General features: G+C 61.2%; 21 protein-coding genes. 11 read left to right on the top strand and 10 right to left on the bottom strand.

The genetic code is table 11. From position 1 onward, the window contains the following. Positions 1–95 precede the first annotated feature (95 nt). A complete protein-coding gene (gene pssA / locus BMY73_RS03210) occupies positions 96–1,439 on the top strand; it encodes a CDP-diacylglycerol--serine O-phosphatidyltransferase (RefSeq protein ID WP_092404989.1) in 1,344 nt (447 codons plus the stop codon). Positions 1,440–1,444: 5 nt separating this feature from the next. After that, positions 1,445–2,119 carry a TetR/AcrR family transcriptional regulator gene (locus BMY73_RS03215; RefSeq protein WP_092404991.1) on the top strand — a complete coding sequence of 225 codons (675 nt, stop codon included), beginning with the start codon at positions 1,445–1,447 and terminating at the stop codon, positions 2,117–2,119. A 184-nt stretch (positions 2,120–2,303) separates the two neighbouring features. Here the strand turns inward: BMY73_RS03215 and BMY73_RS03220 are convergent, their stop codons facing one another. The 4 genes from BMY73_RS03220 to BMY73_RS03235 all read right to left on the bottom strand — a co-directional run bounded on the left by BMY73_RS03220 (position 2,304) and on the right by BMY73_RS03235 (position 8,471). Beyond that, entirely contained in the window at positions 2,304–5,888 is a 3,585-nt protein-coding gene (locus BMY73_RS03220) for a molybdopterin cofactor-binding domain-containing protein (RefSeq protein WP_092404993.1), read from the bottom strand. A 26-nt stretch (positions 5,889–5,914) separates the two neighbouring features. Next, positions 5,915–6,403, bottom strand: a complete 489-nt coding sequence (locus BMY73_RS03225) for a (2Fe-2S)-binding protein (RefSeq protein ID WP_062380843.1) — start codon at positions 6,401–6,403, stop codon at positions 5,915–5,917. Positions 6,404–6,747: 344 nt separating this feature from the next. Beyond that, on the bottom strand, positions 6,748–7,206 hold the full coding sequence (locus BMY73_RS03230; RefSeq protein WP_062380841.1) for a MarR family winged helix-turn-helix transcriptional regulator: 459 nt from the start codon (positions 7,204–7,206) through the stop codon (positions 6,748–6,750). 215 nt (positions 7,207–7,421) lie between these two features. After that, a complete protein-coding gene (locus tag BMY73_RS03235) occupies positions 7,422–8,471 on the bottom strand; it encodes a 2,5-dihydroxypyridine 5,6-dioxygenase (protein WP_062380840.1) in 1,050 nt (349 codons plus the stop codon). 356 nt (positions 8,472–8,827) lie between these two features. Between BMY73_RS03235 and BMY73_RS03240 the strand changes: the two genes are divergently transcribed. The 4 genes from BMY73_RS03240 (at position 8,828) to BMY73_RS03255 (ending at position 13,229) form a co-directional block, all read left to right on the top strand. Further along, a complete protein-coding gene (locus tag BMY73_RS03240; protein WP_092404995.1) occupies positions 8,828–9,994 on the top strand; it encodes an FAD-dependent monooxygenase in 1,167 nt (388 codons plus the stop codon). Further along, complete coding sequence (locus BMY73_RS03245; protein WP_092404997.1) at positions 9,991–10,809, top strand: alpha/beta fold hydrolase; 819 nt, start codon at positions 9,991–9,993, stop codon at positions 10,807–10,809. Before BMY73_RS03240 ends, BMY73_RS03245 begins: the two co-directional genes overlap by 4 nt. Positions 10,810–10,890: 81 nt before the next feature. Next, positions 10,891–11,523, top strand: coding sequence for an N-carbamoylsarcosine amidohydrolase (locus tag BMY73_RS03250; RefSeq protein ID WP_092404999.1), 633 nt, complete (start codon positions 10,891–10,893; stop codon positions 11,521–11,523). Positions 11,524–11,915: 392 nt separating this feature from the next. Continuing rightward, on the top strand, positions 11,916–13,229 hold the full coding sequence (locus BMY73_RS03255; protein WP_092405001.1) for an MFS transporter: 1,314 nt from the start codon (positions 11,916–11,918) through the stop codon (positions 13,227–13,229). A 358-nt stretch (positions 13,230–13,587) separates the two neighbouring features. Here the strand turns inward: BMY73_RS03255 and BMY73_RS03260 are convergent, their stop codons facing one another. Beyond that, on the bottom strand, positions 13,588–14,508 hold the full coding sequence (locus tag BMY73_RS03260; RefSeq protein WP_371914944.1) for an aldo/keto reductase: 921 nt from the start codon (positions 14,506–14,508) through the stop codon (positions 13,588–13,590). Positions 14,509–14,759: 251 nt separating this feature from the next. Between BMY73_RS03260 and BMY73_RS03265 the strand changes: the two genes are divergently transcribed. Further along, positions 14,760–15,095, top strand: a complete 336-nt coding sequence (locus BMY73_RS03265; protein WP_062380830.1) for a hypothetical protein — start codon at positions 14,760–14,762, stop codon at positions 15,093–15,095. Between the two features lie 80 nt (positions 15,096–15,175). Here the strand turns inward: BMY73_RS03265 and BMY73_RS03270 are convergent, their stop codons facing one another. Beyond that, on the bottom strand, positions 15,176–15,517 hold the full coding sequence (locus BMY73_RS03270; RefSeq protein WP_074755236.1) for a carboxymuconolactone decarboxylase family protein: 342 nt from the start codon (positions 15,515–15,517) through the stop codon (positions 15,176–15,178). A 113-nt stretch (positions 15,518–15,630) separates the two neighbouring features. On the opposite strand from BMY73_RS03270, the gene BMY73_RS03275 reads away from it, so the two are divergent. After that, positions 15,631–16,548 (top strand): AraC family transcriptional regulator, encoded by a 918-nt coding sequence (locus BMY73_RS03275; RefSeq protein ID WP_092405005.1) that lies wholly within the window; start codon positions 15,631–15,633, stop codon positions 16,546–16,548. A gap of 230 nt (positions 16,549–16,778) precedes the next feature. Here BMY73_RS03275 and ligD read toward each other — a convergent pair whose 3' ends face one another. Both ligD and BMY73_RS03285 read right to left on the bottom strand, forming a co-directional pair. Then, on the bottom strand, positions 16,779–19,448 hold the full coding sequence (gene ligD, locus BMY73_RS03280) for a DNA ligase D (protein WP_092405007.1): 2,670 nt from the start codon (positions 19,446–19,448) through the stop codon (positions 16,779–16,781). A 43-nt stretch (positions 19,449–19,491) separates the two neighbouring features. Next, positions 19,492–20,412 carry a non-homologous end joining protein Ku gene (locus BMY73_RS03285; RefSeq protein ID WP_062380815.1) on the bottom strand — a complete coding sequence of 307 codons (921 nt, stop codon included), beginning with the start codon at positions 20,410–20,412 and terminating at the stop codon, positions 19,492–19,494. A gap of 246 nt (positions 20,413–20,658) precedes the next feature. Here BMY73_RS03285 and BMY73_RS03290 point away from each other — a divergent pair, with 246 nt between their 5' ends. Together BMY73_RS03290 and BMY73_RS03295 are read left to right on the top strand one after the other, a co-directional pair. Further along, complete coding sequence (locus BMY73_RS03290) at positions 20,659–21,849, top strand: MFS transporter (protein ID WP_371914941.1); 1,191 nt, start codon at positions 20,659–20,661, stop codon at positions 21,847–21,849. A 136-nt stretch (positions 21,850–21,985) separates the two neighbouring features. Beyond that, entirely contained in the window at positions 21,986–22,708 is a 723-nt protein-coding gene (locus BMY73_RS03295) for an SDR family oxidoreductase (protein ID WP_092405009.1), read from the top strand. A gap of 121 nt (positions 22,709–22,829) precedes the next feature. Here the strand turns inward: BMY73_RS03295 and BMY73_RS03300 are convergent, their stop codons facing one another. After that, entirely contained in the window at positions 22,830–24,404 is a 1,575-nt protein-coding gene (locus tag BMY73_RS03300) for a rhodanese-like domain-containing protein (RefSeq protein WP_092405011.1), read from the bottom strand. Between the two features lie 107 nt (positions 24,405–24,511). Next, on the bottom strand, positions 24,512–25,108 hold the full coding sequence (locus BMY73_RS03305) for a cysteine dioxygenase family protein (protein ID WP_092405013.1): 597 nt from the start codon (positions 25,106–25,108) through the stop codon (positions 24,512–24,514). Between the two features lie 338 nt (positions 25,109–25,446). Between BMY73_RS03305 and BMY73_RS03310 the strand changes: the two genes are divergently transcribed. Next, entirely contained in the window at positions 25,447–26,301 is an 855-nt protein-coding gene (locus tag BMY73_RS03310) for a LysR substrate-binding domain-containing protein (RefSeq protein ID WP_062380810.1), read from the top strand. The last annotated feature ends 46 nt before the right edge of the window (positions 26,302–26,347 follow it).

Consider the following 26,347-nt stretch of genomic DNA (forward strand, 5'->3'; position numbering starts at 1 on the left):
CGCTGAACAAGTCAACGATGCTGCTGCCAAAACCACCAGAGGGCGCACTCTGGTGTAAGCTCGTGCGCTGTTGATTTCGACTCATCGAGAGGCTTATGCGGGCTCCCTTCAGACGTTCTACCCTTGCAGCGCTGCGCGGCTTTGAAGCGTCCAGCGCAGCCATCACCATCCTGCCCAGCGCCGCCGACTATCGTCGGACCCTGCTCGAGAAGATTGCATCGGCCACTCAGCGGATCTACATCGTGGCGTTGTACCTGCAGCAGGACGAAGCCGGTCAGGAAATCCTCGACGCCCTCTATGCTGCCAAAGCCGCACGACCAACCCTCGACATCGTGGTGCTGGTCGACTGGTTCCGGGCCCAGCGCGGGCTGATCGGCGCTGGCAAACAGGCCGGGAACTCGGCGTGGTATCAGGCGCAGAATCTGGAGCACGATCATGAAGTGCCGATTTATGGCGTGCCGGTGCAGACCCGCGAGCTGTTCGGCGTGCTGCACCTTAAGGGCAGCATCATCGACGATTGCGTGATCTACACCGGCGCCAGCATCAACAACGTTTACCTGCACAAGCTGAACAAGTACCGCCTCGACCGCTATCAACTGCTGGAAAACAAGGCCCTGGCCGACTCCTTCCAGCGCCTGGTGACGCAGGAGATCCTGCCGTCCGAGGCCGTGCATCGTCTCGACCTGCCCTCGCCGCCTGCTTCTCGCAGCATTCGCGGGGAGATCCGTCAGTTCCGTCAGCGCCTCAAACGCGCCAGCTACGACATCAATGAAGGCGTCCGGGAGAACGGCAAGTTTCGCCTCATTCCCCTGCTCGGCATCGGTAACAAGAACCCGCTGAGCAAAGTGGTGTGCGACCTGATCGCCGCGACCAGGCATCAGCTGACACTGTGCACGCCGTATTTCAACATGCCGCTCTCGGTGAAACGCGAGATCAACCGTGCGCTCAAGCGGGGCGTGAAGATCGACATCATCATTGGCGACAAGACCGCCAACGACTTCTTCATCCCGCCGGAAGAACCGTTCAAGGTCATCTCGGCGTTGCCGTACCTTTATGAAATCAGCCTGCGCCGCTTCATGCAGAAGCATCAAACGGCCGTTGCCAGGCACCGTCTGAACATTCACCTGTGGAAGGACGGCGACAACACCTACCACCTGAAGGGTTTGTGGGCCGACGAGCGCTACACGCTGCTGACCGGCAACAACCTCAACCCCCGCGCCTTCCAGCTTGACCTGGAAAATGCGGTGCTGATCGATGACCCCGCCGGCGAATGGCTCACACCCCGCGCCGAGGAGATCGAGATGTTGATGCGCAACACTCACCGCGTCGGCAAGTTCGATGAACTGGACACCTTGAGCGAATACCCGATGGGCGTGCGCACGTTTTTGCGCAGGGTCAGCCGCGTGCGCGTCGAGCGTCTGCTGTACCGGATTCTCTGACGGCCATGAGCAAGAACACCGGCGTCCGCGCGCAACAAGCCGACCAGACACGCGCCCGTATCCTCAAAGCCGCCGTCACGGTCTTCACCCGTGACGGCTATTCCGGCGGGCGTATCGAAAAGATTTCCGCCGAGGCCGAGTCCAACGACCGGATGATCTACTACTACTTCGGCAGCAAGGAAAAACTGTTCGTCAAAGTGCTCGAACATACTTACGAGCAGTTCAATCAAGCCGAAAGCACACTGAAGCTGGACCCGTCGACGCCTGTCGAAACGCTGCGCCAACTGGTGGCGTTCGTTTGGGACTATTACGTCAGCCACCCGGAATTCGTGGCGATCCTCAGCATCGAAAACCTGCACAAGGGCAAGCACGCCAGGCAGTCTGGCGAGCTGCGGCGCTTGTCGGGCGAGGCGGTGGGCGTGCTCAAACCGATCATAGAAGCCGGTCAGCAACAGGGCCTGTTCCGGCACGACGTGGACCTCAAGCACGTCTATCTGATGATCGCGTCGCTCTGCTACTTCTATAACTCCAATCTGCACACCCTGACCTCGTTTCTGGGACAGGACATGGGCGCACAGGGTCAGCGGCAGGACTGGCTGGCGTTCATCCAGGATCTGGTGGTGCGTGGGGTGAGGGTGATGCCGAACGAGACACTTAACACCCACCCTGTGCACGCGTGATCAACGAAATGAACTGCCCCCCTGAGGGAGCTGGGATTCCTGATGGTTCCCACGCTCCGCGTGGTAACTACGCCCCGGACGCTCTGCGTCCATGCGGCATGTCAGACAAATCGCTTTCGCCACCGTCGTAACCTCCGGCAGCTCCCACAGGGTTATGTGGGTTGTCATTCAGGGCCAGGCGGTGTCAATGAGTGCCGGGATTGGCTTTCAGGTCAGCCACTTTCTCCTGCAACCCCGTCCATTGCGGTTCCTTCGGCGCGAAGCGGCTGCGCAGGTAGGCCGCGAGGTCGCTGATCTGCGTGTCCGACAGGCTGTCCTTGAACCCCGGCATGTAGCCCAGGTCCGGCGTGGCCGGATTGGAAATCCCCTGCTGGATCACCTTGATCAGATTGTCCGGCACAGCGCTGTGAACATTGGTGTTGCTCGCCAGCGACGGACTGACTCCGAACAGCGTCGGCCCGAGACCATCTGCATGACACCCCTGACAAGACCCTTCGAACACCCGCTGACCATTACTCAGCGATTGCACTGAAACCGCCGCCGCAGGTTTCGTGGCTGCGGCGACTTCAGTGGCGACCGTTGCCGCGTCCGCCGAGCCATTCAACGACGCGAGATACACCGCCATCGCCCGCACGTCAGATTTCGGCAATTTCGCCAGTTCCGACACCACTGGCCCCATCGGTCCTGCCGCCACACCATGGGCACCGGAATAGCCCGTGCTCAGGTAATTGAACAACTGGTCCTCGGTCCACGGCGTCGGCGCTTTAGACAGACTGTTCAGGGCAGGCGCCTCCCAGCCATCGACCATGCCGCCCGCCAGGAACGACGCACCGCCCTTCTCCGCCCCCATCAGGTTGCGCGGTGAATGGCACGCGGTGCAGTGCCCCAGGCCATTGACCAGATACTGTCCCCGATTCCACTGCGCGCTTTGTTGTGGCTGCGCTTGTACCTCGCCCTTACGCAGAAACAATGCGTTCCACCCCGCCATCAACGGGCGCACGTTGAATGGAAACTGCAGGCTGTTGGCTGGCTGAACCTGTTCGACCGGCGCCTGCGACATCAAGTACGCGTACAGCGCCTGCATGTCCGCATCGTCGATATTTCTGAAGGCGGTGTAGGGAAACGCCGGATAAAGGTGCTTGCCATCACGACTGATACCGTCACGCATCGCGCGCTCGAAGGCCGGATACGACCAGTTGCCGATGCCGGTTTCAGGATCGGGCGTGATGTTGCTGCTGTACAAGGTGCCGAACGGTGTCTGCATCGCCAGACCACCCGCGTTGACGGTGCCACCCGGTGCGGTGTGACAGACTGCGCAATCCCCTGCCGAGGCCAGCAAACGCCCACGCTCCAGCGTGGCGGCGGACCAGGTGCCCGCGCTGGGTGGCGCAATCGGGGCAATTTCAGCGCGCCACGGGAACGCCGTCGCCGCCATCCCCAACACCGCGCCGAACGCCGCGAACAACGACCCGAACAACCATTTCGAGCGCTTGGCCTTCGGCGACTGCGGTGGGTTGCCGTTCGCCTCATCGCCTGCATTTTTCAGCGCCGCCAGAATGCGCTCGGGGGTGATGGGCAGCTCACGAAAGCGGATGCCGGTGGCGTCGTAAACCGCATTGGCGATCGCCGCCGCGCTGGGCACCGACGCCGACTCGCCCGCGCCCATCGGTGGCTCGGCCTGGCGCGGCATCATCATGACGTCGACCTCGGGTACTTCGGGGAAGGTCAGGATCGGATAGCCGCCCCACTCCTTGCTCGCGACCGTGGACTCCTCGAACGTCACACGCTCTTTCAGCACACGGCTGGTGGACTGAATGACGTTGCCATGAATCTGATGCTGCACGCCCGCCGGATTGACCATCATCCCGGCATCGTGACCGATCACCACCCGTGTGACCGACACATCGCCGGTGTGCTTGTCCACCGCGACATCCGCGACCCACGCCGCCCACGCCGCGCCGAAGCCGGGGAACTTGCTGTGGATGTAGCGCGCGTAGGCGAAGCCACGACCGCGAAGCACGCCATCCTCTTCTGGAGTCTGCATCGGCTGCGTGCGCGGCGACCAGTTCGCACGCTCGGCGGTGGCGCGCACCAGTTCCGAGGCGCGGTCGTCATGCAGGTAGCGCAACCGGTATTCAACCGGATCAACGCCCGCCGCGAATGCCAACTCATCGATGTAGGATTCGTGAGCGAAGGTATTGGGAAGCGCCGACACACCGCGCATCCATGACGCGCGGACAATGGGCGCCATGTCGTGGATGGTGACCCGCATGTGCTCAATGTCGTACGGCGGAATCGAGGTGCGGTCGCCCATTTCGAACATTACCGCGACCGGCTCGACGCGCCCGGTCAACAGCAATGCCAGGGTCGGCGAGTTATTGGACGGATAACGGGTGGCGAAGTCATAACCGGCGATGCTGCCTTCTGCAGTGAGGCCACCATCGACTTCCATCAGTTGCGCCGTGCCCTTGGGTTCCCACGCGTGTTCCTGCTCGCGGGTCAGTTGCACGCGAACCGGAAGGCCGACGGCGCGCGACAGCAATACCGCGTCCGCGCACACGTCATCGGCACAGTTGCGGCCATAGCAACCGGCCGCCTCCATGCGGATGATCTCGATCTTTTCTTCGGGGTACTCCAGCAGCCAGGCCAGATCGGCGCGCAACATGTGCGGATTCTGCGTGCCGGACCAGACCCGGATGCCGTCTTCGCGGTAATCCGCCAACCCGCAGGACGGTCCGATGGAGCCGTGAATCTGATAGGGCCAGAGGTAAGTGCGCGTCATCCGTTCGCTGGCGTTGGCCAGGGCCTGATCGACATTGCCCTTGTCCAGCACCACCCGCTGAATGCTCGGGTTATCACGGATCGCCTGCTCGACATCGCTCATGTCAGGCAACTGGTCCCGCCAGGGTTTCCAGGTGACCTTCAGCTCCCGCGCGGCTTTGGCAGCCTGCTCTTCGCGCATCGCGACCACGCCGATGAAATCGCGGATTACCACGATGCGGACAATGCCGGGAATGTGCGCAATGGACGACTCATCGACCTCCAGCAGACTGGTGCCGACAAACTCGCCCGTGTCATAGCCGGCGTACGGCGGACGAATCACCCGACCGTGAAGCATGTCGGGCAGGCGCATGTCATGGACGTAGGTCAATTCGCCGGTGGCCTTGGCCGGAATGTCGACCCTTGCCGCGACCGTTCCGACCAGCTTGTACTCTTCCAGAGGCTTGAGCGGCGCATTGCCGGAAATACGCAGCTCGACGTGCTGATCGACCAACAACTCGCCAAAACGCAGCGTGCGACCATCCTGAGCGCGGATCACCCCGTTTTCGATGACCAGCGAGTCTGCGCCGACACCCCAACGCTGCGCCGCCTGTTGAAGCAGGTATCGGCGCGCTTCGGCCGCGGCATTGCGCAACGGGATCGCAGAGATTTGCAACGTCGCGCTGGCGATGGTCGCGCCCTGATTCGGCGCGCGCTCGGTATCGCCCAACACCATCGTGACCTGATCCATTTGAAGATCGAGCTCTTCGGCAACGATCTGCGCCAGTGAGGTACGAATACCGGTGCCGAGGTCCACGTGGCCGTTGAAGGCGTACACCGCGTTGTCCTGATCGATGGCGATAAACAGCCCCAGCTCCTTGGGCTTGACCGTGGGAGTACCGCCTTTGGCGACTGGCCCTGAAGGCGGCAGGATGTCATCGACGATCAGCAAAACGCCGTTTTTGGCCAGCAGAGCGTCACGTGTCGGCAGAGTCTCGGGGGGCGTCATGGACGGGTTCAAGGGATTCGCTCCGTTCAAAGCGGGTGGCGAGCGGCACGCATGACCGCACGGAGGATTTCGATATGGGTGCCGCAACGGCAGAGGTTGGCTGAAAGCTCGTTGCGGATTTCCGATTCGCTGGGGTGCGGGTTACGGTCGAGCAGCGCTTTGGCCGTCATGATCATGCCGTTCATGCAGTAGCCACATTGCGCGGCTTGCTCATCGATAAAGGCCTGTTGCACCGGGTGCGGGCACGCTCGCGAACCGATGCCTTCCAGCGTGGTGATTTCACGTCCCTCGGCTCCCGCCAGGGGAAACACGCAAGCGCGTGCTGCCACCCCGTCAATGATCACCGTGCATGCGCCGCACTCGCCCAGCCCGCAACCGTATTTCGGGCCGTTGAGGGCCAGGTCGTTGCGCAGGATCAGCAGCAGCGGCGTATCAGGCATGGCTGTGACGGACGCGGCCTGACCGTTGACGTTCAGCGTCACGGTCTTTTGCGCCGCCACCGGCTGCTCACTCATATCGCACTCCCCTGTGTTACTCAGCGCCTCGCGCTTTTGATGAAGTATTCACTTCACAAAAGGAGAGCAGGAAGCGTGCCAGTGGAGAAAAGGCTGTAGGACGGAGGGGTTTGGCTGTATGGAACTGGAGACGAACCTGTGGGAGCGACCTTGCTCGCGAAGGCAGTCTGATTGAGGGCTCCCACTTGATGGTTCCCACGCTCCGCGTGGTAACCGGGCTGCGGACGCTTCGGGTCCTCAAACAATGACGCGGAGCGTAAGCGCTGGTGTTCCCACGCGGAGCGTGGGAACGATCCTATCGTAGGGAAATGGAGACGGACCTTTAGGAGCGAGTCTGGACTGGCTTACTCGTCCGGCTCCTCGATCAGCTTGCGCAGCAGAAACAACACGGCCACGCGCTCGGCCGGGTTAAGCCTGGCCAGCGTGAGCTCAGAGATCTGCGCCGCCCGGGGCACCGTTTCCTGCACTAACTGGAGGCCGCTGTCGGTCAGGCTGCAGATCACCTTGCGACGGTCCTGCGGGTCAGGATCGAGGCTGATCAGGTCACGCGCCTTGAGGCGGTCGACGATGCCCCGGATAGTCGCCTGATCCACTGCCGTGGCCTTGACCAGCTCGGTCTGCGAACTGGGCCCGTGATCGCGCAGCGCGCACAGCGTCACGAACTGCACGGCCGTAAGCTGCGAATCCCCCACGTTCTGCTGGAAGATCGCCAGATGACGCTGATACGCCTTGCGCAGCAAATGGCCGACCTGCTCGGAGAAGGTGTAGGACTGATGGTTGTTGGATGAAGGATCAGTGGACACGGAGGGCTCGTTTGGCGGACCTGAGATGGCGGCTACATTAACGGTTGCGGGCCGGGAGTGGAATCGTCAGGCCACCGGAGATAGAACGGTGGGAGCGAGCTTGCTCGCGAAGGGGCCGGTCAGCCACCAGAACAACGCCTGACCGGACACTGTCGTCGGAATGCCGCCCAGACCAGGCGCGCTCTAAAAAGTCATGTGGCGGTCAGCCCGCAAGGTCAGGCTTTTGAAGCCTCGGGCGCGACCACATCCCCGCCCAGCACCACGGCCTGGTCATCCAGATAGATGTCGCAATGGCGCAGCGGAATGTCCAGGTGGCACGGGGTTTTGCGCGTTCCGCCCACTTCCGTGTTCGGGCCGGTCGAAAACAGGAAGTTGCCGTAGAACGCCCGCGCGTCCATGCACATGCCGTCATTCTTGTCGTGCAGGCCCATGGCGGTCCACTGCGCACGTGGTTGCAAGCCCCACCCAATATGGGAAATGCCGTACACCTCGGGATCGTTGAAGTACTTCATGTAATCGCGCAGGTACTCGGCTTCGAAACCACCTTTGATCCCGGTGATGAAGCCCTTGTCGATCTCCAGGATGATCTGCTCGCGCGAGTACGTCTTGAACGGCAGAACGATGTCGCCGATGTCGATGACCAGCGTGCCTTCTGCCGTTTCTTCGTTCGGCCAGGAGAACAGAAATCCGCTGGGCCAGTGGTCCCAACGGCCTGGCTCGTCGGCAAAACCGTACTCCGTCACCGAAGGGTATTGACCCAGTTGCGCGCGAAAATCACTGCCGGCGCGGGATTTGACATGAATCGACCGCGCAGCCTTTAGCACCTGTTCGGCGGCCAGAACCCGCTCTTTGTCGGCCACCGTCGGCAGCATGCGCGCCAACACTTCCGGCGGCTCCACCGCCAGCAGAATGCGCGTGCCGGTCTTGAGGATCTGCTCCTGTTCTGGCGAATGCAGCAGCATCATGGTGTCGACGATCAGGTCCGCCGCCTCCAGCGCGCGCTGGGCGGCGATGTTGCCGGTCAGCGCGGTGTCGCCACAGTAGGCGGTCATGTCATTGCCCATCGCCTTGGGGTGATTGAACGAAGGCAATTCCACCGCATAGACCTTGGCGCCCAGGCGCTGGGCGGCGTCCATGGCCGCGCGAACGGTGCGCGCATCGGAATAGTGGCTCTTGAGCACGGCAACGCTCTGGGTCGTGTCCACCTTCGACAGCTTCAGGACGTGCTCGAACATCTGGGTCAATTCGCAATCGCTAACCGGCATTTCTGGTCTCCTCGTCACTCGGCTCAGGTCAATCACATGGCGCCGAATGCACCATTGAAAGGCGTCCCGCATCAGACTAGTGCATTTTTTGAAGCGTACACACTAATTAAACGCGATAAGACATCAATTGAACGCCGTCTGCAATAGCCAAGCCACTTCGTTACTTATGCACACAATCGTCGTAATTACTGGGTTACAAAGGGTGACATGCCTGTTTGCGACGTCGCAGAGTATTTTTCAATTTATCTATTCACATTTCAAAAATTCAGCGTATACACTTTAAAAACGCAATGTGGCGACGACAATTATTCGCCACATCATTCACCGAGACTTAAGAAACACGAAGGAAGCGCGCCATGCCAACTCACTCCGCTACGCCCAGTTCGCAAACCATCGCCATCGTCGGAGCCGGTCTGGGAGGGGCAGCCGCTGCCACGCTGTTGCAGCAGGCCGGTTTCAAGGTCGATGTCTATGAGCAGGCGCCTGAGTTCTCGCGCATCGGCGCAGGGATCCACATGGGTCCGAACATCATGAAAATCTTCCGCCGCATGGGCATCGAGCAACGGCTCAGTGACATGGGCTCGCATCCGGATTTCTGGTTCAGCCGTGACGGCGCGACTGGCGACTACATGTCCCGCATCGCGCTGGGCGAGTTCTCACGCAAGGAATATGGCGCTGCCTACATCACCGTGCACCGCGGCGACCTGCACGCCTTGCAAATGTCCACCCTCGCCCCGGGCAGCGTTCACTTCAGCAAATGCCTGACCACCCTTGAAGAGCGCGACAATGGCGTCCGGCTGAACTTCGCCGACGGTACCCATGCCGATGCTGACATCGTCATCGGTGCCGACGGCATCAATTCGAAGATCCGCGAAGAACTGCTCGGCTACGAAAAGCCGCTGTACAGCGGCTGGGTCGCACACCGCGCGCTGATTCGCAGCGACGTTCTCACCAAGTACAACCTGAATTTCGAGAACTGCGTGAAGTGGTGGAGCGAGGACCGTCACATGATGGTCTACCACACCACCGGCAAACGCGATGAGTACTACTACGTCACCGGCGTTCCGCACCCGGCGTGGGATTTCAACGGCAACTTCGTCGACAGCAGCCAGGCGGAGATGTACGAAGCCTTCGCCGACTACCACCCCACCGTACAAGCGCTGATCGAATCCACCGAAACCGTGACCAAGTGGCCACTGCTCAACCGCAACCCGCTGCCGCTCTGGAGCCGTGGTCGTCTGGTGTTGCTGGGCGACGCTTGCCATCCGATGAAGCCCCATATGGCGCAGGGTGCCGGCATGGCCATTGAAGACGCGGCGATGCTGACCCGCTGCCTGCAGGAAACCGGGCTTTCCGATTACCGCACCGCCTTCGAGTTGTATGAAGCCAATCGCAAGGAGCGCGCCTCCCGCGTTCAAGCGGTTTCCAACGCCAACACCTGGCTTCGCACCCAGGAAGACCCCGCGTGGGTCTATGGGTACGACCTGTATGGTCAGGAACTGAAATCGGGGGCCATCGCATGAGCACGTTCATTCACGGCGGCAACGTACAGGCCAACGGCATCCGACAGCACTACCTGCGCTACGGCGGTACACGGCATGCAGACAAACCGGCACTGATCCTGATCCCCGGCATCACCAGTCCGGCGATCACCTGGGGGTTTGTAGCCGAGCGACTGGGCCAGTATTTCGACACGTACGTGATCGACGCCCGCGGGCGCGGTCTGTCTTCCACCGGGCCGGAGCTGGATTACAGCGTCGACACCTGTGCCGATGACATCAGCGCGTTCGCCGACGCCATGGGGCTCGCCAGTTACCACCTGGTCGGCCACTCCATGGGCGCACGTTTCGCGGCGCGGACTTCGGTGCGCAACCCGCGCGGTCTGAAAAGCCTGGTGTTGATCGATCCGCCCGTGTCAGGGCCAGGGCGTCGTGAGTACCCTTCGAAACTGCCGTGGTACGTGGATTCGATTCGCCAGTCTCAACACGGCATGAGCGCCGAAGACATGCGCGCCTTCTGCCCGACCTGGACCGAGGAGCAGTTGCAATTGCGCGCCGAATGGCTGCACACCTGCTACGAGCCGGCCATCGTGCGCGCCTTCAACGATTTCCATGAGGTGGACTTCCACCAGGACCTGCCGAAGCTGCCTGTTCCTGCCCTGCTCATCGTGGCCGGTCGTGGCGGCGTGATTCAGGCAGAGGACGAAGCGGAAATCCGCCAGTTGCAACCCGCGATCCTGATCGCCCGCGTGGAGAACGCCGGGCATATGATCCCGTGGGACAACCTGCCGGGGTTCTTTGCGGCGTTTGGTGATTTTCTGGGGACGCCGCTGCACTAACGACGCTGCTCATCTGGCGCTGAACGTTTTGTAGGGGAATGTGTTTGCCGCAAACCACTCGGTTTGCAAAAGGAGACAGGAATGAGTGAACAGCAAAGCGCCGACGCCAACTACCAGGGCGTCTGGGGCAATCGCATCGGTTTCGGCCAGAAACCGGCCTTGCTGATGATCGATTTCATGCAGGGTTACACCCAACCCGGTGCGCCGCTGTTCGCACCGGGCGTGGTCAGCGCTGTGGCCGAGAGCGTCGAACTGCTCGCCAGCGCACGGCAACACGGCATCCCGGTGGTGCACACCAATATCCGCTATCACCCTGGGCATTTTGCCGACGGTGGCATGTGGGTCAAGAAAGCCCCGGTGATGAAAGACATGGTCGAGGGCAACCCACTGGCGGCGTTCTGCGAAGACGTGCTGCCTCGGCCGGAAGAAGTGGTGATCAGCAAGCAATACGCCAGTTCGTTCTTCGGCACGTCACTCGCTTCGATGCTGCATGCCATGGGCATCGATACCGTGGTGCTGGCCGGCTGCTCGACCAGCGGCTGCATCCGGGCCACGGCGGTAGACGCCGTGCAACACGGGTTCCGGACCATCGTCGTGCGTGAATGCGTCGGCGACCGCCACCCGGATCCGCACGAGGCCAACCTGTTCGACATCGACAGCAAATACGGGGATGTGGTGAGCAAGCAGGAGGCGATTAACCAGTTCAAAAGATAACGCAACACCTGTAGGAGCGCGCTTGCCCGCGATTGCGGTGTGTCATGCGCCATCGATGTCACAGACAGGTCCCCATCGCGGGCAAGCGCGCTCCTACACAATCAACGCAATACGAAACACCCGGCAGAAACGGAACATTCCGCCGTCAGAACCAGGCCAGAGAGCATGGTCGCGCAGGCTGCACGCGCACTTACTGGACACTGTTTTGCCATGGACCGGCAAAGCGACGTCCAGTCTTCTGACACTGCCTTTGGAAGCCGCCACCCGGTGCTTGCCAAAGTACTGGATGTGCGGCAAACAAAAACCACAACAGGCCGTATGAGACCGCAGCAAACGCAGGCAAGATCAGCCGCGACTGCGCTCATCGGTCGAAGAACCGCCAGGAGACACCCATGCCCTATGCGAATGTAGAAACCGCCGCGACCGTGGTCGCGGACCCGATCAAAGCGCTGTACCACAAGATCACCTGGAAGCTCATTCCGTTCCTGTGTTTCTGCTACCTGGCCGCGTACCTTGACCGCATCAATATCGGCTTTGCCAAACTCCAGATGCTCGATCAGCTGCACTTCAGCGAAACCGCCTTCGGCCTGGGTGCCGGGTTGTTTTTCGTGGGCTATATCCTGTTCGAGGTACCGAGCAACCTGGTGCTGGAAAAAGTCGGTGCGAAGATCTGGATCGCCCGGATCATGATCACCTGGGGCGCGCTCTCGGCCTGCACGCTGTTCGTCAGCACGCCGATGCAGTTCTACGTTTTGCGTTTCTTCCTGGGCGCTGCCGAAGCGGGCTTTCTGCCCGGCGTGCTGTTCTACCTGACCACCTGGTTTCCGACCTACCGTCGTGGCCGCATCATTGCGCTGTTCATGATCGGCCTGCCGCTGTCGAGCGTCATCGGCGGTCCGCTGTCCGGCTGGATCATGGGGCATTTCGACCAGACGGCGGGCTTGCGCGGCTGGCAGTGGTTGTTCCTGATAGAAGGTGTACCCAGCGTGCTGCTCGGCATCCTGACCTTCTGGGCCCTGCCGAACGCGCCGAAAGACGCGAAATGGCTAAACGCTTCCGAGCAGACGCTGCTGGAAGGCGAGCTGCGTCTGGACGAGGCCGAAGGCAAAGACAGCAAGCACAGCTTCCGTGACGGTTTCTTCAACCTGAAAGTGTGGATGCTCGGCGGTATCGACTTCTCGATCCTGCTCAGCGCCTACGCCATGGGTTTCTGGATGCCGACCTTCATCAAAAATGCGGGGGTGACCGACCCCTTCCACATCGGGATCCTGACCGCCTTGCCTAGCGTTGCCGCGCTGATCGGCATGTTGATGATCGGTGCCAGCTCGGACCGCCGCCGCGAGCGACGCTGGCACATCATCGTGCCGTTCTGGATCGGCGCGGTGGCCATGGGTGCCAGCCCGTTCTTCACCCATAACGTGGTCGCGACCGTTGCGCTGTTCGCCATCGCATCGGCAGCCATCATCGGCGCGGTGCCGGTGTTCTTCAGCCTGCCCGCGACGTTCCTCAAGGGCCGCGCCGCTGCCACCGGCTTTGCGCTCGCCTGCTCATTGGCGAACATCGCCGGGCTGGTCAGCAACTCGATGATGGGCATCGCGATTGACGTCACCGGCAGCAGCGCGGGTGCGCTGTGGTTCTTCGCCGGCTGCCTGATCCTCAGCAGCCTGCTGGTCGTGGCGTTGCCGGCGAAGCTGGTGAACCGCTAAGTCGTCCTGCCGGACACATATCCTGTGGGAGCCAGCTTACTGGCGAAGCTGGCGAGCCGGTAAGTCCTGCTGGACGCATGTCCTGTGGGAGCCGGCTTGCTGGCGAATGCTGTGGGTCATCAACCTCGAGAGTGCCTGACCCACCGCATTCGTCCGAGTGCGGCCCAGACCCTCGTAACCTCGGACGGCTCCTACAGGGCCCGGGTTGGCTCACAAACTGGCGTCCAGACCGCAGACCTGTGGGAGCCGGCTTGCTGGCGAATGCGGTGTGTCAGTCAACGGTTTCTTCACTGACCCACCGCACTCGCGGGCCAAACCACGGTGCTACAGGTCAGGGTCGCCAAACCCGACCACGCCCTCACCCCACCAACGCAATCAACTGCTGACGCTGCGCATCGGTCAACAACCGCCCCGTCGCCGCGCCGGCATTTTCCTTCATGTATTTCGGATTGCCCGTCCCTGGAATCGCGCAGGTCACCGCGGGATGAGAGATCAAAAACTTCAGCGCCAATTGCGGCCAGCTTCTGGCTTGCACCTCTCCGGCCCAGCCCGGCAAAGGCGTGTCACGCAGACGCCCGAGCAAACCGCCGCCGCCGAACGGCCGATTACAGATCACCGCAACGCCACGCTCGCGGCACAACGGCAGCAGCCTCGATTCGACGCCCCGGTCATCCAGCGCATAGTTGATCTGCAGAAAATCCAAGGACTCCGCCTTGAGTGCGGCTTCGACGTCGTCATACGCCGACGAGGTGTAATGCGTGATACCGATGTACCGAATGCGCCCCTGCTCCTTCCACGCCCGCAAGGTGGGCAGATGGGTTTTCCAGTCCAGCAGGTTGTGGATCTGCATCAAGTCGATGCGGTCCGTCTGTAGCATACGAAACGACGCCTCCATCTGCGCAATGCCCTCCTCACGTCCTCGGGTCCAGACCTTGGTCGCGAGAAACGCCGGCGAACGGGGACGATGAATCGACAGCAACTCGCCCGACGTTTGCTCCGCGCGGCCATACATGGGCGAACTGTCAATCACCGTACCCCCTGCACGGAACAGCTCGTTGAGCACCTCTGGCAAACGCTTATAGGCGTCGCTGCCAGGCTCGACATCGAACCCACGGTAGGTACCGACACCGATCATCGGCAGCGCCTCGCCACTGGAGGGGATGTTTCGGGTCAGCATGTCAGCTTCTCCTTGATTATCGGGCGGCGCATTCGAAGATGTGCCAAGTGACGGCGAACCCTCGCCTGCCGCCGCGAAATCGCACGCCAGTGCCGCTGACATACCAGCGGCCAGCGTCAGTAATCGTCTACGCGTGAACAGCGTCGATTCAGTCACGGCAATCTCCTGTGGCCCTGTCGTTACATTCCTGACGCCCGGCCAGCCACGCCGACATCCAGTGTCAGAGCCCGTCAGTCGACCGCCAGGGATGGGTGTGGGTTCAATGGCCATTTCGTCCGTCTGCCAGAATTCTCGGGAACACTCTTCGCTCGCCATGCGTCACACGTTAAGCATTGACAGGAGGAGCGCATGACATGAAAACAGTGATTACGCTGGAAGAACTCGCTGAAGCAGATCTGCGACCCTACAAGGAAGTGTGGCTCACTTCGGCAGAAGCGCTGGCTGAAAGGGGGCACAACGAAGACGAGCTGTGCCTGTGGCGCTCGAACGAGACGTTCACTCACGACATGCTCAGCGAAGGAACCCATGACCAGAACGTCGCGGGTGTATGGCTGGTGGTCGACGACATCGATGATCCTGATCAGGTCCTTGACGTCGAAGAAAATGTGCGTCAGCGCTTGCTGGCGCTAGGACTGGAGGGGGAGTTCTATCCGGCTCAGACGGATGACCGTGATGTGTCAGCGGGTTGATACCGCTCAACGGTCATATGGACATTCATAGGGTGGACGGGGGTGCGCGTTCCGGTCATCGCGGTGCGCGCACCTGAACGTCATTTCTTCAACGCGTCATACGCTTCCAGCGCGTGCATCGAATAGATGTACGCGGCCCCCGCATTCAACGAAATCGCTGTCGCCAGGGCGGCTGCCACTTCTTCACGGGTGGCGCCCGCTGCGATGGCGGCTTCGGAGTGAGCGCCGATACAGCCGTCACAGCGAGTGGTGATGGCCACGGCGAGGGAAATCAGCTCACGGGTTTTCGCGTCGAGCACGTTGTTTTCCGCCGCGGCATCGCCAAGGGCCATGTAGGCCTTGACCATCTTCGGGTTGGACTTGGACAGGGAACCGAAGGATTGTTTGATGGTGGAAACAAGGTCGGACCAATTGCTGAACATGGTGGTATCTCCTGAGAGCGGCGACTAGACTGCGCCGGGAACACAAACAGTGTCCGCCAAGGGCGTTCGTGTAACTTGCTCGTTTGGCTCATTTCTTTGTCTGAAAGTCGCATATGAACGCCATCGACACGCTCATCACTTTAGCTGACGTCCGCGGAAGCCTTGACCTGCGCTGCCAGTTTCAAGGGGACTGGGCGCTGGATCACGATCAGGAAGTCCGCGGTATCGCGCCTTATCACATTGTTCTGGCGGGCGAGTGCCGAGTCGAGCTGCCGGACGGTCGCCGTTTGAAACTCGTCGCCGGCGATATTCTCGTGCTGCCCACCGGTATCAGTCATTTGCTTCTCAGTCCCGGCGAACGGGTGTCGCCTTCCCGTCCGCAGAGGGAGGACGGCGGCTTGTTGACCGTGCAACGTTTCGGAAACGGCCAGGAGCTGGACCTGCTGTGCGGGCGCTTTCTCTACCAGCCAGACGCCCTGCTGCTGTCGGCGCTGCCTGATCATCTATTGATTTCCACCCAGGCGCTCAACATCGGCGATCCATTGCCCTCTCTGGTTGCGTTGCTGCGGGGCGAGGCCGATGGCAATCAGGCAGGAGGCCAGTTCATGGTCAATGCCCTGACCTCGGCGTTGTTCACCCTGGTCGTGCGTGCATACCTGCAACAGTCGCCGCGAAGCGAGGGCAGCCTCGCGCTGCTCAGTGACAAACGCCTGGGTCGCGCGTGGCAGGCGATGCTTGACGACCCGGCCCATGAATGGACCGTCGAAGCGTTGGCGGAACGTGCGAGCATGTCCCGCGCCACCTTCATGCGTGCATTCAGCAAACTCAGCGGCACCTCGCCCTGGACCTTGCTCACCCAGGTGCGCATGCAACGTGCCTACGGTTTGTTAAGCCGCTCGAAAAGCGGCCTGAGCGACATCGCCGCACAGGTCGGTTACCAGTCCCAGGCGGCGTTCAGTAAAGTCTTCAAGGACACCTACGGGATGGCGCCGGGACAGTTTCGCCGAAGCCTCGAAACACCGGTCACCTGACGCGTTATGACAGTCAGATCAATGTGGAATGAACAGCCGCATTCGCCAGCAAGCCGGCTCCCACAGGTTCTGAGTCTGGACACCGGTTTGTGAGCCAACCCCGGAACCCTGTAGGAGCCGTCCGAGGTTACGAGGGCAGCGAATGCGGTGGTCAATCAACGGTGATGCCGGATGACGTGACGCCTTCGCCAGCAAACCGGCTCCCGCAGGATGATCGCATCCATACCTGATCACGGCGCCTTCACGCCCAGTCGCTTCCACATCGGTTTGGTAATCCGCTGGGTATTTTTATAACCCGCCCACGGATCGGCCTTGAGCTTGCGCAGGCGTTTTTGCAGGTTGGCGACGTTCCATTGCGTGGAGGACTTGAGGCTGCTCAATTCGTCTCGGGTGACGGGTACCGAGACGGGCAAGCCCGGTCTCGCCCGCACCGAATAGGCCGCCACGGTGCTGGCGCCACGGGTGTTGCGCAAGTAGTCGACGAAGATCTTGCCCACCCGGTTTTTCGGCCCGGAGGTCGCGGTAAAGCGCTCCGGCAACTGTTGCGACAGAAACTGCGCCAACGCCTTGGCAAACGCCTTGACCGTGTCCCAGTCAGCCTTGCGCGCCAACGGCACGATGATATGCATGCCTTTGCCGCCGCTGGTCTTGATGTAGGCATCCAGACCCAGCTCGTCCAGCACTGACAACGTCATTTGCGTGGCCTCGATCATGCTGCGCCACGGCAACGCCTCGTCCGGATCAAGGTCAAGAACGAAGTGGTCGGGCAATTCAATCTTGTCGTACGTCGAGCCCCAGGTGTGCAATTCGATCGTGCCCATCTGGGCGGCACCCACCAGCGCCTGGACGCTGTCGATCTCCATCAGCCGCGCATGGCCGGGGTCAAGTTTCGGGTCGAGCTGCTTGATATTCGGGATCGCCAGCCGTTCGGAATGCTTCTGGAAAAACTGCTCGCCCTCCACCCCTTCCGGGCAGCGTAGCAACGCCACTGGACGGTGGTCCAGATGGGGCAGGATCCAGTCGGAAATTGATTCGTAGAAATGCGCCAGATCGATTTTTTGCAGGCCGCTCAACGTGTCGATCACCCGCTCGGGATGACTGATCATCACGCCAGCCACTTCAATCTTGTCTTTACCAGCACGCTTGCTGGCAGGTTTAGCCTTCCCGGTCGTCGCATCGGCGGTCCTGGAGGCCTTGGACACACTGGCCTTGGTCGCACCGGTTTTGGACGCCTTCGGCTTGAAGGGCGCCTTGATGTCCACCGGCGTCCTGGGATACTCGTGGACCACCTCGCTGGCAGGCTTGTCACTGCGCAGCGCAATGAAGGAAGCATGACGAATGATGCCTTCGCGGGTCCACTCCCCGAACTCCACTTCGCCGACCAGCGTCGGCCTGATCCAGTGCACGCCGCGGGCCTGGGTAGGCGAAAGCTTTTTCGCCAGCGGCGAGGCGTCCTGCTCCAGCGCTTTCATCTGTTCGAACAACTCGCCGAGCATTTTCTGATTGAAACCGGTCCCGACCCGTCCCGCGTACACCAACCCCGCCCCCTCCTCGTTCACCGCCAGCAGCAGCGCGCCAAACCCGCTGCGCGTCCCTTGTGGCTGGGTGAAGCCGACGATGACGAACTCCTGACGAAGCTTGCACTTAAGCTTGATCCAGTCAGGGCTGCGCCGTGACTGATAAACGCTGCCTGCACGCTTGCCGATCACCCCTTCGAGGGACAACAGACAGGCGCTTTCCACAATGTCGCGGTGGCTGGCGGAAAACGCATCGGAGAAACGCAGCAACCGGCTTTTCTTGCCCAACAGCTTTTTAAGGCGCGCACGACGTTCTTCCACCGGTGTGTCGCGCAGGTCTTCGCCATTCAGGAACGGGACGTCAAACAGGTAATAGACGATGTCCTTGCTGCGACCGATCTCGAAGGCATTCTGCAGCGCCTGGAAATCCGGCAGTCCGTTTTCGTTGAGCACCACCATCTCACCGTCGAGCCAACCATCGCCCAACGCCAGCTCAGCGATGGCTTTGGCCTGCAGGGGCAGACGTTCGGTCCAGTCGTGACCATTGCGAGTGATCAGCCGGACGTCGCCGTCGAGAATCCGGGTCATGATCCGATAGCCATCGAATTTGATTTCGTATAGCCAGTCACCTTCCGGTGGAGCGTCCATCAACGTCGCAAGCTGCGGCGACAGTTTTTCCGGGACCTTGGTTTTCTTCGTGGGAGAGGGTTTGCCCGCCGCTTTCTTCGCTGCCGGACCGGCCGTCTTTTTTTCCGCGACGCTCGAAGAAGCGGCTGTCTTGCGCTTGCCGGGGGTTACCTTTGCCCGGCCCTCCCCCACGGTCGCGCCGCTGATCACGCTCTCGGGCTTGTCAGCGACGATGTCGTATTCGTCCGCCGAGCGCACGGCCTCATCTTTCTCCTTGATCAACAACCATTGCTCCTTGTCGCCACTGCCCGGCAGATGGGTGCGAACCAGGGCCCAGTCTCCTGTGAGCTTCTCGCCGATCAGGGTGAACTTGAGCTTGCCGGCCTTATAGGTTTCCCGCGGATCACCGTGAGGCTGCCAGATCCCCCGGTCCCAGACGATCACATCACCCGCCCCGTACTGCCCCTCCGGGATGCTTCCCTCGAAACTGCCATACCCTAACGGATGATCTTCGACATGCACGGCCAGGCGCTTGTTCTTGGGGTCCAGGCTCGGGCCTTTGGGGACCGCCCAGCTTTTCAGCGTGCCATCCAGTTCCAGTCGAAAGTCGTAATGCAGATTGCGCGCATCATGCTTGTGAATGACAAAACTCAGTGCCTTACCTTTGCTGCTGCGCCCCTGGCGTTGTGTCTCGGGTGGCTCGGAAGTGATATCGAAGTTGCGCTTGCGGGTGTATTCACTCACAGGTTTTGCCATGATCGATTAGACCTCTGCATCTTTCCTTCAGGCGGGGCATCACTCAGGATGCCTTGGTCGCTTTCTTCCTTGCAGGGGCGCGCCGTTTGGCCGGAACGTCTTCATCGGCGGCAGCGGTTTTGCTCTTGCTGGCAGCTTTCGTTTTTACCGGAGCCTTGGCGGGACCGCCCCGACTGCCCAAGCTACGTTTGAGCAACTCAGTCAAATCAATGACATCGGCGGATTTGCGCTCGGTTTCACCCGCGTCGGTTTCCACATCCTCGATCTTGCCTTCCCGGGCCTTGGTCTCGACCAGTGCCATGATCTGTTCCTGGAAGGTGTCATGGTATTCGTCGGCGTCCGGCGTCCACTCGGTGCTCATGTCCTTGACCAGGCGTTTGGCCATCTCCAGTTCACTCTTGCTCAATTTAACGTCGGTCGCTTCCTTGGGCAGATCCAGGGTGTCAAGCCCGCGCACTTCAGCGGGCCAGCGCAACAGCACCAGGACGATGGCCGACTCCAGCGGCATGACGGCCGCAAGGTGCTGGCTGGTGCGGATCACCACATGGGCCAGAGCCACCTTGCCGGTGTCTACCAGCGTCTGCCGTAACAGAGCGTAGACCTTCTCGCCGCGCTTGTCGGGCGCCAGGAAATAAGGTGTGTCGATGTTTTGCAGCGGAATGTCCTTGCTGTCGACAAAACCGAAGATGTCGATCGTCTGCGTGGACTTGGGGTGCGCCGCACGGATCTCGTCTTCGCTGATCACCACGTAGCGGCCTTTCTCGTACTGCACGCCCTTTACGATGTTTTCTTTGGTGATTTCCTTGCCGGTGACTTTGTTGATCCGCTTATAGCCCACCGGGTCCATGCTGCGCTTGTCCAGCCAGTCGAAGTCAACGCCCTGCTGCGACGTCGCCGACACCAGCGCGACCGGAATATGCACCAGCCCGAAACTGATCGCGCCCTTCCAGATTGCCCGAGCCATTGCGTGATTCCTTGTGGAGTGAGTCTATGGGTCCGTGTACGAGTGACTCGGGTGAGTGAGGAAAAGTTTCGGAAGGGCGACGGGTGCAAAACCGGCGAATCAGCACCATTTTTTTCAGGCATGAAACATATCGGCCCGACAGCGCTTCTTAACGCAACGAAAAGGCGTTAGCCTTTCACACCTCCATTTTTTATCCGCCACGGCAGCGCGCCTTGCCCGCCTGTCGCAATGCCAATCGAGACTCGCATGACGTCCATGCCTCACCCCACCCCCGCTTCGACGATGACCAAAAGCCTGGCCATGCTGTTCGCGTTCTGCTGCGGCGCAATCGTGGCCAATATCTACTACGCCCAGCCCATCATTGGGTTGATCGCGCCTGACATCGGGCTGTCCAGCACGCTGGCGAGTTTCATCGTCTCGTTGACGCAGATCGGCTATGCGATAGGGCTGTTCTTCCTGGTGCCACTGGGCGACCTGCTGGAAAACCGCCGGTTGATGATCACCACCACGGGCGTCGCCATCCTGAGCCTTTTGAGCGCGGCGTTTGCGCAGACGCCCAACCTGTTTCTGCTCGCGTCGCTGTTGGTGGGCTTCAGCTCGGTCGCCGTGCAGATTCTGATTCCGTTGGCCGCGCATCTGGCGCCTGAAGAAACACGCGGGCGTGTCGTCGGCAGCATCATGGGCGGCCTGCTGTTGGGCATTTTGCTCGCCCGCCCCGCTTCCAGCCTCATTGCCGACCACTTCGGCTGGCGTGCCGTGTTCGGAACGGCCGCCGCGGTCATGCTGGTGATCAGCGTGGTCCTGGCGACGACCATTCCCAAGCATCAACCCACGCATAACGCCACCTACCGGCAACTGATAACGTCGCTGTGGACCTTGTTGCGCAAGCAGCCGGTCTTACGTCAACGGGCGTTCTATCAGGCCTGCATGTTCGCCACATTCAGCTTGTTCTGGACCGCTGTGCCGCTGGAACTGGCGCGCAACCATGGGCTGTCGCAAAGCCAGATCGCCCTCTTTGCCCTGATCGGTGCGATTGGCGCCGTCGCCGCGCCGATTGCCGGGCGCCTGGCGGATGCCGGACACACCCGAGTTGCCAGTCTGTGCGCCATGCTTTTCGCCGCCCTGAGCTTTTTGCCCAGCTTGATCAGCCCGCTCTATGCGGTGATCGGCATGGCGGTGACCGGTATCGTTCTGGACTTCTGCGTGCAGATGAACATGGTCCTCGGCCAGCGCTCGGTCTACGCCCTGGACGCGAAAAGCCGCAGCCGCCTCAACGCGCTGTACATGACCAGCATATTCATCGGCGGCGCCATCGGTTCTGTGGTCGCCAGCGCCCTGTATGACCACGGCGGCTGGACCTGGATCGTGATCGCCGGCAGTGCATTCCCGCTCATTGCGCTGCTCGCGTTTCTCAAAAACCCGCCGCGCAGGCAGTGAATCATGCCTATCGCTTGTAGGAGCGCGCTTGCCCGCGATTGCGGTGTATCAACCCAGGCATGGGTGACTGACACACCCCCAATCGCGGGCAAGCGCGCTCCTACAGCAACATCCCGTTCTTTCAGAGACTTTCCTCATGACCAACCGCACTTTCCTCATCACCGGCGCCAGTAAAGGCATTGGCCGTGCGCTGTCCGAACACCTGGCCGCAGCCGGTCATCAAGTGGTAGGCATCGCCCGCCACGCCGATGACCCGACCTTTCCGGGTGTTCTCAAAGAGCTTGATCTGAGCAACAAAGACCAGACCCGCTGCGGCCTGGCCGAACTGGCCCAACACTATCGCTTCGATGGGCTGGTCAATAACGTCGGCCTGGTACGGCCGCAGCCGCTCGGTCAGATAGAACTGGACGATTTCGACGCCGTGATGGGCGTCAATCTGCACTCCGCCCTGCTCGCCACCCAGGCCTTGCTGCCCAACATGCGCGAACAAGGCTGGGGCCGGATCGTCAATATTTCCAGCCTGACCGTGCTCGGCATCACCCAACGCACGGCCTACGCTGCCGCCAAGGCCGCGCTGATCAGCTTCACCCGCTCCTGGGCGCTGGAACTGGCGCAGACCGGTATCACCGTCAACGCCATCGCCCCCGGACCGACCGAAACCGAGCTGTTCCGGCAGAACAACCCAGTGGGCAGCGAAGGCGAAAAACGCTACCTGTCCGGCGTGCCCATGGACCGCTTCGGCCAGCCCGAAGAAATCGCCTCGGCGATCGCTTTCCTGCTCTCCGAGCAGAGCGGGTTCATTACCGGACAAACGTTGTTCGTCGACGGTGGGGCTTCGGTGGGTAAGGCGGGGTTTTGACACTCGAGCCCTGCGATTGAACAACATGTTCGCTGTGGGAATTCAGTCGCCTCCGGACGTCGTGCACGCGGCCGTTCCGCAGGGCAGCGTGCACCAGACGTGTACGCACGTGGCTTTCGTGCTAAGCCGAAGCCAATGGTTTAAAGCTGGCGATCTCTTGCGCGGTCATCTGCCCCAGCAACCCGATCTCCCACGCCAGGTACTGACGGGCCGCCTCCTTGTTGCCGGCGTGACGGTCGTGGGTGAAAAACAGAAAATCGATGCACCGCTCGTTCGGCGGGTTGCCTGCGTCTTCACGCACCGGCAGACCGGCTGCTTGCCAGGCCCGGAAATTCAGCCATCGCACGTCCGCCCGCTGCTGATCTGGCAATTCAAGCGCCGCGATCGCAGCCATATCGGCATGATCGGCCACGAACACCACCGGCTTCGTTTCAGTCGCCAGGTCGGCGGCCAAGTGCGAACGGATCGACCAGCGAGAACCTGCGATCTGCGCCTTGCGAAACGCCATGCTGCCGCGCAGGTCCACCAGCGCAACCGTGTTGTCACGCAGCGAATCCGCCACCTCGGCAGCGCTGATCACTGGCAAGCCTGAGGCAACAGAGGTCAATTGGGGTATTAACGTCAAACCGCTGTGCAAGCCGCCCTCCAGCACGTAAGCCTGATGCCCAAGCTGGCGTAGCCAACTGGCCACGATGGGCGCGCGCACGCCATCGTTGTCGATCAGCACCAGTCTCGCGCCGCGCACGCCGATGTAGAGGTCGGTGGATTGAATCAACTGTCCGCCCGGCGTGTGTTGCGCGCCAGGCAGACTGCCGAGGGCAAACTCTTCCGGGGTCCGCACATCACACAGGAACAGGCTGCGCGTGGGGTCGCGAGACCAGGCCACGACCTGGTCGGCGTCGACGGTCGTCACACCCGCCCGCTCAGCCAGACGTGTGGCGGCCTCACGCTGCTGCGCCAACGAAGCGCCAGCGGACACTTCCGCGTAGCGACGCGTGCTGCCGTGCTCCAGCGGCAGGTCGGCGAGGCACCACCCTTGGGTGCCGTTCTCCAGCGCATACACCGGGTTCTTCAGCCCCAGGTCGATCAGGGTCTGAGCCCCGATGATGCTGCGCGTGCGCCCCGCGCAATTGACCACGATCGGTGTCGTGTCGTCCGGAACCAGGTCGGCCAGCCGATACCCCAGCTCGCCATTGGGACAGCAGATGGAACCGGGAATGGTCATCTTGCGGTATTCGTCGAACGGCCGGCCGTCGAGCAGCACCAGCGATTCGCCTTTGGCCTGCAAGGCCGCCAGTTCGGTGGCGCTGATGTGCGGGGTGTGGCTGACTTCTTCCACCCGTTCGCCGAACGCCTTGGACGGCACATGCACCCCGGCAAACAGTTGCAGGCCTGCCGCTTGCCAGCCGTCGGCGCCGCCTTCCAGCACATGCACATCGGTGTAGCCGAGCGTTTGCAGACGTTGCGCTGCCTGCACGGACACGTCTCGGCCGGTCTGGTCATAGATTACCAGGCGCACCGATGGATTGGGCGCCAGCCGACGCACCTCCAGCTCAAGGCGGCTGTAGGGCAGATTCACCCCGTGAAACAGATGCGCTTCGCCGTACTGACCGTGCTCGCGCACATCGAACAGGGCGATTTCCTGCCCGTCGAACAGCCAGGCTTGCAGCTGATGCGGGGTAACTTTGTGGCTCATGGGATTCTCGTGCCTAAAAAATGACGCGATTCGCCTATGTGGGAGCGCGCCCACGGTTCAGATGTCGACGTTCAGCCCGTTACCCGTCGGCCAGTAGTGCAGATCGATCATGCGTAGGCCTTGATCGACGGAGCCATTTGCGAGGCGTTGTAGTTGAGCACCTTGCCTTCGGTGCTGACGCCATAGCGCCCGTTCAACGACTCCAGCGGCCGACCGTACAGGTGGAAATGCAGGGTCGGGGTGTTGCCATCGACCTTGATGCCATGCAGGTCTTCTCCCAGGAAACTGATCGAAGTGCCCGGCTGCACCACCACTTCTTTCTCCAGCTCCAGCCTGGCAAACGCCGGGTCGCTGCCATCATCGGTGCGCGCCCACACGTAGTTGATCTCCTGCCCCTCGACCGCCACGATCACCGCCCAGGTTTCGTGGTTGTGCGGCAGCGTGCTTTTCCCCGGCAGCAGCGAGTTCATGTACAGCGTCGGGGTCTCCCCGTCATCGTTCAAGCGATAGCGAAACGCCGTATCACCCTCACCCGGCACGGGCGACGGGAACGCATCGAAATTAAAAAGATCGCGACGCCTGGCCAGGTCTTCCAACAGGCTGACGATCTCTTTCAGCGCTTCACGGTCGACGCCGCGCTGATGGATAACGCGGATTTTTTGCAGAAAGCTTTCGATGACAGCGCTGCGATCGTCGGTGCTCATCAGGTGCTCCTTTGATAGGGGTTCAGGACTTGGCCCGGCGCTTGTGTCGAGATGACGCCAGCGCCTTGCCATGCATCGCATCGTAGGGAAAAACAGCGATCAGCGGAAATCCAACCATCAACTTTGGTTATGACTTCCTGGTTATAGCCGTTTCAGAAAAAGCGACATGAGTGCTGTCTGACTGGGCGAAGGAGGGATTTTGAAAGAATCGGCGCTTTCAACTCATAATAAATCATAATGTATTAATCCATTTGTCTGATGTAATCCGTTCCTTGTGAGCATGACGGCACAGGCTCAAGCCATGCACCTAAAAAACCGACGTTTACCGGATAGAAAACATGTCCTCTACCCTTGATCTCGAATTGCTGCGCACCTTCGTCGCCGTCGTCGATCACACTAGCTTCGCGCGTGCAGGCGCGCAGTTGTCACGCACGCAATCGTCGGTGACTCAGCACATGCAGCGGCTTGAGCAGCAGATCGGCGTCAGCCTGTTTCAAAAACAGGGTCGACAAAAACAGCTCACCGAACCGGGACGGCAGCTGCTGCGCCACGCCCGCCAGATGCTGTCGCTCAACGATGACGCGCTCAATTCACTGCGGGAAAGCAGCCTCAGCGGCGTGTTGCGTATCGGCTCGCCCCACGACATCGCCGACACCATCCTGCCACCGATTCTCAGCCACATTGCCCGGTCCGCGCCGAGACTGCGGCTGGAGATCGACGTCGGCCGCAGCCCGTTTCTGATGGAGGACTTGCATCGCGGCAAGGTCGACATGGTGATTTCGACCCGCGAGGATCCGGCCCTGGAAGGCTTCGCCTTACGCACCTCGCCGGTGTGGTGGATCTGCTCGGCGCAATACCTGCACGTGCCGGGCGAGCCGATTCCGCTGATTCTGGTGGATGAGCCGAGCATCTATCGGCGGTACGCGATCGAAGCACTGGAACGCGCCGACATTCCGTGGCGCCAGGCCTATCTCGCCTCGAACCTGATCGGCATCAAGGCCGCTACACGTGCAGGGCTCGGGGTGACGGCCCGCAGCATGGAAATGCTCGGTCCGGACATGCGTGTTCTGGGCGAAGCCGACGGTTTACCCCGACTGCCCGACGTGACCTACCACCTGTGGATCCGGCCCAATACCGTAAACCCACTGGCGCGTCGGGCGTATGAACTGATACGCGGCAGTCAGGGATTGTGAACCCTCACGACACCTTTGATCCTGCCGCAGGCGCAGAAGCGACCGG

This window comes from Pseudomonas sp. NFACC02, from assembly GCF_900110765.1.
GTDB lineage: Bacteria > Pseudomonadota > Gammaproteobacteria > Pseudomonadales > Pseudomonadaceae > Aquipseudomonas.

Coding starts and splice junctions, on each gene's coding strand:
- BMY73_RS03310 (WP_062380810.1), top strand. CDS start 25,447: ATGTCCTCTACCCTTGATCTCGAATTGCTGCGCACCTTCGTCGCCGTC.
- BMY73_RS03245 (WP_092404997.1), top strand. CDS start 9,991: ATGAGCACGTTCATTCACGGCGGCAACGTACAGGCCAACGGCATCCGA.
- BMY73_RS03295 (WP_092405009.1), top strand. CDS start 21,986: ATGACCAACCGCACTTTCCTCATCACCGGCGCCAGTAAAGGCATTGGC.
- BMY73_RS03255 (WP_092405001.1), top strand. CDS start 11,916: ATGCCCTATGCGAATGTAGAAACCGCCGCGACCGTGGTCGCGGACCCG.
- BMY73_RS03285 (WP_062380815.1), bottom strand. CDS start 20,412: ATGGCTCGGGCAATCTGGAAGGGCGCGATCAGTTTCGGGCTGGTGCAT.
- BMY73_RS03250 (WP_092404999.1), top strand. CDS start 10,891: ATGAGTGAACAGCAAAGCGCCGACGCCAACTACCAGGGCGTCTGGGGC.
- BMY73_RS03275 (WP_092405005.1), top strand. CDS start 15,631: ATGAACGCCATCGACACGCTCATCACTTTAGCTGACGTCCGCGGAAGC.
- BMY73_RS03265 (WP_062380830.1), top strand. CDS start 14,760: ATGAAAACAGTGATTACGCTGGAAGAACTCGCTGAAGCAGATCTGCGA.
- BMY73_RS03240 (WP_092404995.1), top strand. CDS start 8,828: ATGCCAACTCACTCCGCTACGCCCAGTTCGCAAACCATCGCCATCGTC.
- BMY73_RS03290 (WP_371914941.1), top strand. CDS start 20,659: ATGACGTCCATGCCTCACCCCACCCCCGCTTCGACGATGACCAAAAGC.
- pssA (WP_092404989.1), top strand. CDS start 96: ATGCGGGCTCCCTTCAGACGTTCTACCCTTGCAGCGCTGCGCGGCTTT.
- BMY73_RS03305 (WP_092405013.1), bottom strand. CDS start 25,108: ATGAGCACCGACGATCGCAGCGCTGTCATCGAAAGCTTTCTGCAAAAA.
- BMY73_RS03220 (WP_092404993.1), bottom strand. CDS start 5,888: ATGACGCCCCCCGAGACTCTGCCGACACGTGACGCTCTGCTGGCCAAA.
- BMY73_RS03260 (WP_371914944.1), bottom strand. CDS start 14,508: ATGTCAGCGGCACTGGCGTGCGATTTCGCGGCGGCAGGCGAGGGTTCG.
- BMY73_RS03215 (WP_092404991.1), top strand. CDS start 1,445: ATGAGCAAGAACACCGGCGTCCGCGCGCAACAAGCCGACCAGACACGC.
- BMY73_RS03300 (WP_092405011.1), bottom strand. CDS start 24,404: ATGAGCCACAAAGTTACCCCGCATCAGCTGCAAGCCTGGCTGTTCGAC.
- ligD (WP_092405007.1), bottom strand. CDS start 19,448: ATGGCAAAACCTGTGAGTGAATACACCCGCAAGCGCAACTTCGATATC.
- BMY73_RS03235 (WP_062380840.1), bottom strand. CDS start 8,471: ATGCCGGTTAGCGATTGCGAATTGACCCAGATGTTCGAGCACGTCCTG.
- BMY73_RS03225 (WP_062380843.1), bottom strand. CDS start 6,403: ATGAGTGAGCAGCCGGTGGCGGCGCAAAAGACCGTGACGCTGAACGTC.
- BMY73_RS03270 (WP_074755236.1), bottom strand. CDS start 15,517: ATGTTCAGCAATTGGTCCGACCTTGTTTCCACCATCAAACAATCCTTC.